The 6,718-nt window shown below is 63.3% G+C and carries 6 protein-coding genes and 2 pseudogenes; 4 read left to right on the top strand and 4 right to left on the bottom strand.

Going from position 1 to position 6,718, the window contains the following annotated elements:
* Positions 1-250, bottom strand: a pseudogene (locus AC1DGI_RS18155) (transglycosylase domain-containing protein); the annotation flags it as partial.
* A 950-nt stretch (positions 251-1,200) separates the two neighbouring features.
* On the opposite strand from AC1DGI_RS18155, the gene AC1DGI_RS18150 reads away from it, so the two are divergent.
* Positions 1,201-1,515 (top strand): hypothetical protein, encoded by a 315-nt coding sequence (locus tag AC1DGI_RS18150; RefSeq protein WP_476899828.1) that lies wholly within the window; start codon positions 1,201-1,203, stop codon positions 1,513-1,515.
* Between the two features lie 111 nt (positions 1,516-1,626).
* Here AC1DGI_RS18150 and AC1DGI_RS18145 read toward each other — a convergent pair whose 3' ends face one another.
* Both AC1DGI_RS18145 and AC1DGI_RS18140 read right to left on the bottom strand, forming a co-directional pair.
* Positions 1,627-3,102: a GntT/GntP/DsdX family permease gene (locus tag AC1DGI_RS18145; protein WP_441400804.1), complete on the bottom strand. Its 1,476-nt coding sequence runs from the start codon at positions 3,100-3,102 to the stop codon at positions 1,627-1,629.
* Positions 3,103-3,223: 121 nt separating this feature from the next.
* Positions 3,224-3,724 (bottom strand): gluconokinase, encoded by a 501-nt coding sequence (locus AC1DGI_RS18140; RefSeq protein ID WP_476899827.1) that lies wholly within the window; start codon positions 3,722-3,724, stop codon positions 3,224-3,226.
* 259 nt (positions 3,725-3,983) lie between these two features.
* On the opposite strand from AC1DGI_RS18140, the gene AC1DGI_RS18135 reads away from it, so the two are divergent.
* Together AC1DGI_RS18135 and AC1DGI_RS18130 are read left to right on the top strand one after the other, a co-directional pair.
* Positions 3,984-4,286, top strand: a complete 303-nt coding sequence (locus AC1DGI_RS18135; RefSeq protein WP_441403523.1) for a DUF4193 domain-containing protein — start codon at positions 3,984-3,986, stop codon at positions 4,284-4,286.
* Between the two features lie 644 nt (positions 4,287-4,930).
* A pseudogene (locus AC1DGI_RS18130) lies at positions 4,931-5,251 on the top strand (DUF998 domain-containing protein); the annotation flags it as partial.
* A gap of 235 nt (positions 5,252-5,486) precedes the next feature.
* On the opposite strand, the gene AC1DGI_RS18125 reads toward AC1DGI_RS18130, so the two are convergent.
* Positions 5,487-5,633, bottom strand: coding sequence for a hypothetical protein (locus AC1DGI_RS18125; protein WP_476899829.1), 147 nt, complete (start codon positions 5,631-5,633; stop codon positions 5,487-5,489).
* A gap of 265 nt (positions 5,634-5,898) precedes the next feature.
* On the opposite strand from AC1DGI_RS18125, the gene AC1DGI_RS18120 reads away from it, so the two are divergent.
* Complete coding sequence (locus AC1DGI_RS18120; protein ID WP_476899826.1) at positions 5,899-6,558, top strand: dihydrofolate reductase family protein; 660 nt, start codon at positions 5,899-5,901, stop codon at positions 6,556-6,558.
* Positions 6,559-6,718: the final 160 nt, after the last annotated feature.

Genomic DNA, 6,718 nt, shown 5'->3' with positions numbered 1-6,718 from the left:
TGATATTCGGCGACATCTGCTCAAGGGGGATCTGTGTACGGTTCTCGCTGAACAGGGTCGCGATTTGCGACCCGTCGGCTGCGAGGACCCTCGTCACCTGTCCCGGCGGGGCCACCGTCAGGTCGCTGGGCAGGCTGTCAGAGAGCTGGCCCATACCGTTCGCAGCGATCCCGGCCAATGCGCCGGCCGGCACGGCCAGGCCCGCCGCGAACACCCCGCACACGGCACTGACGACGAGGAAGGCCATCATCCTGCCCAGCGTCGTGCCCGTGTCGAGGAGCAGGCGCCTGCCCGAGGCCACCCCCACCGGGGCGGGGAGGGCTTCCGAGGGCCCTCCAGTTGGGCCGGAGCGTCCCTCCGGTCTGCGGCCAAGTGGCATTCGCTTGAACATATCTGCTTTCCAGTTCTCAGGTGTGACAGTCCCAGCTGCCGATGCTGAATCCAGGCACGGTAGGTCGTTCCTACGAATCCATGCCGTCTAAGTCAATCACCCGTTCCTGAAAAAGCTGGGCTGATCCGGATGATGTCTTCCAGCCGGGAGTGGTCGATGCCACGCGGCGGAAACGAACAAAAGATGGCAGATTCACAGTACGACCAGTTCCTGAGAGAAACCACGACACTCGGCGCCGCATGGGGTTCCGGAATTGGCCGAGATCGCGCCCGGCTTCGACCGCATGGCTACACAGGCGACGCACAGGATTCTTCCATGTCATTCTCATCCGGTGAGCCGAGAATGTGGTTGGTTGTGCGGCTTCATGGTCCACGGCGAGAGTACTGGCGCCGGGGCGGTTCCGGTAGCGTTTGATGAGCTTTATAGACCGAGGCTCGTGGCAGGGAGAGGGAGGTAGCCGATGACATCGTGCCGGAGCGGATCTGGAGAAACTGTGTCGGTTGCCGGCGTCGGCGCGATGTACCGTGGCTGACCTCATGCTGTACGGGCTTCAGCCGTCAGGCGCTTCTGTGGTCGGCCTCGTTGCCTCGTCCGGTCTCCGGGATCCGATGTGGTCGGCGGGACCGCATTTTGTGGGACTCAAAATAGGGTTGGTCGCTCTGGCCGTCCTGCTGATCCTCCGTGTCCGCCGGCGAATATGGGCCCGCCTGCGGGGCTTGGAGTGGCGGTGGATGGCGCTAGCCTGCGGTGCCGCCGCCGGACTTTTCTATGCGGTGTGGATTTTATATTTGAGCGGCACAATGCCTTCAGTGACCGTCGCCTACAACTGGAACATGGCGTGGCTCGCCTTGGACGGGTTTGAAGCTCTCACCGCGCTTCTGACAGCGGTGTTCCTCTTTAAAAGCAGTTCATATGCGGCGCTGAGCGCTGCGGCCTTCTCCACAAGCCTGTGCATCGATGCCCTATTCGACGTCACCACCGCGGCCCAGGGGCCGCCGCTCGTCACAGCAGTCCTAGAGGCCGTCCTCGTTGAGCTTCCTTTCGCTGGCCTTTCCGCTGTGCTTGCCGTGAAACTCCTCGCCGCGGGCCGCCAGTCGGCGTCGAACGAGGCCAACCGGTCCTGACGGGGGCCAGCCGGCAGCAAACTTCACCAACAAACGCGGCGTGGACGGCACCATACGCTGCCAGCGCTGCCAGCGCTGCCGACGGGGGACGCGTCCGGAGCGATGCGTTGCTTAGACGATCGCCGACAGCAGCAATGCGAGTCCGAACCCCACGAGGGAGATTATCGTTTCCATGACGGACCATGTCTTGATCGTTTGCCCTACTGTCAGCCCGAAGTATTCCTTGACCAGCCAGAATCCTGCATCGTTGACATGGGAAAAGAATAGCGATCCGGCTCCAATGGCGAGCACCACCAGGGCTAACTGAGCCGGCGACAGACCGGTTGCTATGGGTGCGATGATGCCGGCTGCGGTTACGGTTGCCACCGTCGCCGAGCCTGTGGCCAGACGAATCAGCACAGCGACGATCCAGCCCAGCACCAGCGCCGACAGGCTGGCAGCTACGGCGATCTTGGCGATGGCGGTTCCGGTGCCGCCGTCGACCAGAACCTGCTTGAAGCCGCCACCTGCGCCGACGATGAGCATGACCCCGACAATCGGCAACAGGCTCTGGCCAATCTTCTTTGTCAGAATCGACGCCGAGAAGCCCACTCTCGTGCCGAAAGTGATCATGGCCAGCAGTACAGCCACGAGCAGCGCGAAGACCGGGTCGCCGATGAAATCGAGCAACGGCCGTATCGGGTCGCCCTTGTCCATCCAAATGTCCGCACCTGCCTTAATCAGCATGAGCACCAACGGGGACAGCAGCGTGACCAGGGTCCAGGTGAAGGATGGGCTGCGGGTGGCGTCGGGATCCTGAGCCTTGCCCACGCGCCCGTCACCCATGTGCCCGTCACCCAGCGGCGTGTCCCGGCGCACGCCCGCGGCTTGTGTGCTGGAGTCCTGAAGCTCCGAGGTTTGCGCGTTCCCGCCGGCTCCGACAGTCACGGCCAAGCCGGCTCCGGCGGCGCCGATGGGCACCATCCGTGCGGCGAGACGGCCAAACAACGGACCAGCGATAATGACAGTTGGAACCGCAATAAGGAGGCCCAAGGCGAGGGTCACTCCGACATTGGCGTGCAGGATGCCGATCGCCGCCAGCGGACCCGGGTGTGGCGGGATAAATCCGTGGAGCACCGACAGGCCTGCCAGGGCTGGAATGCCAAGCAGCATTGCAGGACCTTTGGAACGGTGCACTGCCAGCATCACGACGGGGATAAGCAGCACTAGACCGATCTCGAAAAACATGGGGATGCCTATGATGCCGGCGATAAGGGCCATCTTCCACGGCAGGGTTGCCGGCCGGCCGTGGAGAAGTGTGTCCACGATCTTGTCCGCGCCGCCCGAATCGGCCAAAAGCTTACCCAGCATCGCGCCGAGAGCGATGAGGACTCCGACGTAGCCCAGCACACTGCCGACGCCGTTTTCGTAGGAGGTGGTGACCTTGTCCAGGGCAATGCCGGAGGCGATTCCGACGAAGAGGGCCCCGATACTAAGAGCCAGAAAGGCGTGCATCTTCGCCCAGACGATCAGCAGGACGACAATCGCTATGCCGATGGCTGCGACGACAAGCACTTGCGTGTCGTGCCCGTTCCACGGCTGATGCATGAGGTCACTGGTGCTGTCGGTGGGGACCCCCGTAAAAGGTCCGGCAAGCCTGGCGATTCCGTTCATGGCGCTCCTCGTGTTTCGCTCCGCAGACCGAACTGGTCCATGATTCGTTGGGCAATCATGCCGGGATCTGGGTCAATGTCGACCCGGATCCCGGGCTCATCCTCGGAGAGTTCCTCGAGGTCTGCGAACTGACTGGCCAGCAGACTGGCCGGCATGAATGGCCGTGGCGTTCGACCAGTCGCGCGCCAATGGTTTCGGGGGACCCTGCCAGAAAAATGAAAACGACGCCGGAGCGACGTCGGTTGATAATGTTCCGGTAAGACCGCTTGAGCGCCGAACAGGTGATGACCCCGTTCTCCCCGTGATCCAGCCTCCGGTCGACCCAGCCGGCAACTTTCTCCAGCCACGGATACCTGTCCTCATCCGTCAGCGGATGTCCCGCGGCCATCTTGTCGACATTGGCTTGGGGGTGCAGGGCATCGCCTTCCTCGAAGGCCCAACCCAGCCGACCCGCAAGGAGGGCGGCAACGGTGGATTTGCCGGACCCGGAGACGCCCATGACGACCAGTACCACCGGTTCGGGGAGAGCAGGTGTCACCAGGTCCAGAGGGTCCATGGTGCCATCTTGGCAGTGCCCGCGCCTGCGCGCCATAGTAAAGCGCAGTTGATTCGATGGGCCGGGTTACGCGCGGTGGCTCATTAAAAAATCTGCGGGTAAAGAGCGACTGGAGGCGGCCGCGCGGGACGCTCCGCCCCACCCATGGCCGCGGCCGCCCGGCCCCAGGTGACCTGCCTTCTGCCACCCGGGAACAACGGGACCCCGGTATACGTTCCATACCCGTCAGCTAATAACGACAGAAATGAGAATGACCCCAGTGGCAACCGACTACGATGAAGTGCGTTCCGACGTTAAGGAATCACAGGACCGCTCCCTGCAGGCGCTTCAATCCGCCAACGCCCCGGATGCGAACAGCGTCGTCCGTGAACTGGACGAATCCGACGCCCTGGACGGCGCCATGACCCCCGGCGGGGAATTCGTCGCGGAGGAACTCATCGTCCAGGTCGTTCCCCAGGCCGAGGACGAGTTCACCTGCTACTCCTGTTTCCTGGTCCGGCACCGGTCCCAGCTCGCGCGCGAAAAGAACGGCCATTCCTACTGCATCGAGTGCGAAGGCTAGGAGGACCCACCTCCGGATGTCGGGCGCGCCGCCTGCTCGTTGGAGACATGGGCGCGTGCGGGTGGCCTACGGGTTGATGCCGCCGCCAGGAGTGCTCGGGGCGGTCGGTTGACCCTGACCCGTGCCACGGCGCCCCTGACCGTTAGCCCCATTCGGCCGTCCGTTCTGGAACCGCTGCGCGACTTGGCGCGTCGCGTCGGCCTTTCCCATGGAGTAACCGATCGCTGCCCCGCCGCCTCCGGCGAGAAGTACTGCAATCCCAGCCGCCACCAAGACTTTTGGCAGGCTCCACCACTTCCTCTTCACCGAGAGTCCCGGACCATGGCCCGTGGGGGTACCCGCCTGGGGCGCAGGTTGGGGACCGGCCTGGGGAACGGGCATGGTCGGCGGCACCTGGGGGCTTTGGTGCGCCGCGAACGGCGCCCCGGCGACGTGATCTGGGTAGGTGTTCTGTTCCACGTAATATCTCCTCAAGGACGAAGGTTTCAGCCCCAAGTAAAGGGCAGAAGACTGGACGAACCCTGAGTTCCGGCCGGGGGAACGCCGTCCTGGACTCGTCCAGCTCCCGGTTCGTACTAGGCCCCTGCTTGTGATCTCCAGTTCTGGCCCCCGTCCCAGCAACAGGCGCACGACGGCGCGCCCGGGTGGGGCAGTCCCGGGCATGGCGGGGGCCGTTCTCTTCGTGGCCGTTTTCACGGTTTACGGGTGGCAGCAGCGTGGCCGCGTACTTCAGCAACGGCGCGGCTCCCCGCACCGGACCGTCGCTTATGCAGGGCATCGGAGTCAGCCTGATTGCCTCCGGGCCGTTCGTCACCGATCCGTCGCCGATGTTTGGCCAAACCAGTCCGCTCGGCGTCTTGCACGGCATCTTCGGCGCCATGGTCTTCACGTTTGCGCCGTTGAGTTGCTTCGTGTTCTACCGGCGCTTTCGTAGCGACCTGGCGTGGCGCCGCTTGGCGGGTGGACACTTCTTAGCGGTATGTCCTCACCCTCGGAATTGTTCTGCTCAAGATCAGCCAGCAACCCGGAAGTGGCATGTTCGAATGGAAAGGTCTAGTGCAACGGGCCATTTTGGTCACGTTCATGGCATGGATCTTCGCGGTCGCATTCCGGCTGCGTCACCTCAGCCGCTTCTCGGACCACCGCCCATCAGCGCGGAGGGTAGGGCCGGGGGACTGAAACATCTGAGTTGGTCGGAGGCTATTTGGAAGCGAGACCCATGGTGGTCGCTCGCAGCCACAGCCACGGCCACAGCCGTTTCTGCGGATCGTCCAGGTCCAGGTTGAAGTCCTCGGTCAGGTGGGCTACCCGACATCGGACGGTGTTGTTGTGCAACTTCTCCCACATGGTCAAGGCGACTGTGCACCTGTGGGTTCCTTCCTCGGCGACTTCTTGGTGGAAATCGACGCGGTTGCGGTTAGCCCCTAGTGAGCAAATTTCGACGGCGGTGGGTCCCGGCTGTGACGCTCAGCGCACCGTCGGGACCCTGTTGCCTCCGAGAAGCCCGTACAGCGTTGCCAATTGCGGTTTTGATTCTCCCGTGGTCGGTCTTGAGTCGTTGGGTTCGAGCGCCATAAGGTGACTGCAAACGACAAGCACTTCAGGAGATGACATGTCCCTAGTCCGCGTGCATAACTTCTCGATCTCCCTCGACGGCTTCGGCGCCGGCGAGGGCCAGCAACTCGACGCTCCATTCGGTCACGCTGGCTCACGACTAATGGAGTGGGCTTTCGAGACACGGACCTTCCGCCAGATGGGCATCCACGGGGAGTCGGAGGGATCCCTCGGCGTCGACGAGGCGTTCGCCAGCCAGTGGGGGCCCGGGATCGGCGCGGAGATCATGGGGCGTAACAAGTTCGGCCCCCAACGCGGTCCTTGGGAGGACGAGGAATGGAAGGGATGGTGGGGCGATAACCCTGTCTTCCACACTCCTGTCGTTGTTCTGACACACCATCCTCGGCCGGTACTCGAGATGGAAGGCGGAACAACCTTCCATTTCGTTGATGCCGACCCCGTCTCCGCGCTCAAGCAGGCCCGCGCCCTGGCCGGCGACCTCGACGTCCGAATTGGTGGCGGCGTCAGCACGGTTCGACAGTTCCTCGAAGCCGATCTGATCGACCACATGCACATCGTCCTCGTGCCGATCGTCCTGGGCCGGGGCGAGCGGCTTTGGGATGGACTCGAGGGGCTCGAAGAACGCTTTGAAATCGAAGCGACCCCTTCTCCATTCGGAGTTCTCCATCTGATCTTCACGCGTCGCCCGGCCCGGTAGGCAGGCATGCGGGGGACTGTGGAATTAACGGTGTATCCGGCTCGACACGCCAGGCGGTAAGCCTGGCGGGAAGGAGCCCGATATGGCCGCAACACTTGAGGCTGTGCCGAGTACGAAAACCGCTGAGAAGAAGACAGAAATATCCGAGGTCGATGCTGCC

Source organism: Arthrobacter sp. 05N428_2 (assembly GCF_056397065.1).
The sequence above is the reverse complement of the archived record's forward strand: the minus strand, read 5'-3'. Positions and strand labels throughout refer to the sequence as shown.